This window comes from Undibacterium sp. GrIS 1.8, assembly GCF_040544445.1.
Lineage (GTDB): Bacteria > Pseudomonadota > Gammaproteobacteria > Burkholderiales > Burkholderiaceae_D > Undibacterium.
Genome location: NZ_JBEONQ010000134.1, coordinates 1 through 1,238, shown reverse-complemented (window position 1 = coordinate 1,238; position 1,238 = coordinate 1). Strand labels below are relative to the sequence as shown.

General features: G+C 44.3%; 2 protein-coding genes. Both read right to left on the bottom strand.

Annotated features, from left to right (window positions below; genetic code table 11):
• Positions 1–9: 9 nt before the first annotated feature.
• Positions 10–465 (bottom strand): GNAT family N-acetyltransferase, encoded by a 456-nt coding sequence (locus AAKU64_RS22525; RefSeq protein WP_354363105.1) that lies wholly within the window; start codon positions 463–465, stop codon positions 10–12.
• Complete coding sequence (locus AAKU64_RS22520; RefSeq protein ID WP_323492983.1) at positions 459–917, bottom strand: HAD domain-containing protein; 459 nt, start codon at positions 915–917, stop codon at positions 459–461. Before AAKU64_RS22520 ends, AAKU64_RS22525 begins: the two co-directional genes overlap by 7 nt.
• Positions 918–1,238 lie beyond the last annotated feature (321 nt).

Genomic DNA, 1,238 nt, shown 5'->3' with positions numbered 1-1,238 from the left:
AACGACATCTTAGGTATATGATGACGCCGATCGTCGTTGTGTTTGTTGGGCATCGGGGCGATCAGTAAAATTGAGGCCGCATCGTAACATCACCGTTTTTCGAGTTTGAAGTGCACCAACGCCGCGTTGCTCCCCAAGTGTCAGCAATCGTTCAACTAGGACTCTGGCGATTCCTTGACGACGCATCGCCGGTTCCGTGTAGACATTCACGATTCTGGCGCGGTAGGGATTAGGATCGCCGCGTGTCGGCCCCCAATCAAGTAACGTCATACCTGCACTGGCGACTATCTTACCGTTACTCTCGGCCAATAGTCCGATGTAGCGGCCATCACCGATAGCGTGACTAAGCCAGAACATATAAGCAGCCTTGTCGTCTTGGTTTTCTTGTTCCCGATAGTAGCGATAGGAAGCAACTATATTAGCTTCTGCTAGAGTCACACTACGTAGCGTGTAAGTGTTTAGCATGGACGCGAGGCTACTGCGAGATGACGCCTTAACCGCTCTTCGGCTTGATCATCGAAGCCTGTCAGTGAATCGGTTTTAATCAGATTTTTTAGAAACGGCTTGAAAAGATAGGGTTTATCATCAATTGCCAGCCAGTTTATCCATGGCCGACCAGATTGTCTCAACCAACCCTCAATCTCCGCATGTCGTTGATAGCCAATCGTATCCATAATCTCTGGGATTTCTCTCCAGGCTGGAGTCGTACCGATGATCCGGTCGGCAATATCCTCGGAGAAGAATGCTTTGAGTTCAGTGATTGAACGTTTATCTCTCCATGTGCTGGAAATAACAATATGCACATCAGGGAAATCTCTTAAGACATTTTCTAGTCGCGGCAAGTGGCAGAATAACTGCGCCTCTTGGTAGCAGGGTTCTGGGTGCAAAACACCATCAAAATCTAAAAACAAGATCATTATTGTTCTAGCCCACTAAAGACAAGTTGAGTAAATACAAAGAAAATTGTACTTTACGGAGCGTCAAATTTACTTTCTATCTTTTAGGTATCCTTTGAATAACGGAACGTTTTTATATTGTATGAACGTACGCATATTCTCCATACAATTATTTTAGATCAAATAAAAATTTATCCTCAAGCTTGAATCCGACTTTATAGCTTCAACGTACAAATACTGATATGAATAATGAGGTTCTTGCAAAACGAAACACCGGAGAGTAATTTTATTGCGAGAAGCGCAAAATAGATGAGAAAGGAGCGGCCATTTCTGGCAAGATGA

Bases quoted from the DNA above. Each gene is read 5' to 3' on its own strand.
- AAKU64_RS22525 (WP_354363105.1), bottom strand. From the start codon at position 465: ATGCTAAACACTTACACGCTACGTAGTGTGACTCTAGCAGAAGCTAAT.
- AAKU64_RS22520 (WP_323492983.1), bottom strand. From the start codon at position 917: ATGATCTTGTTTTTAGATTTTGATGGTGTTTTGCACCCAGAACCCTGC.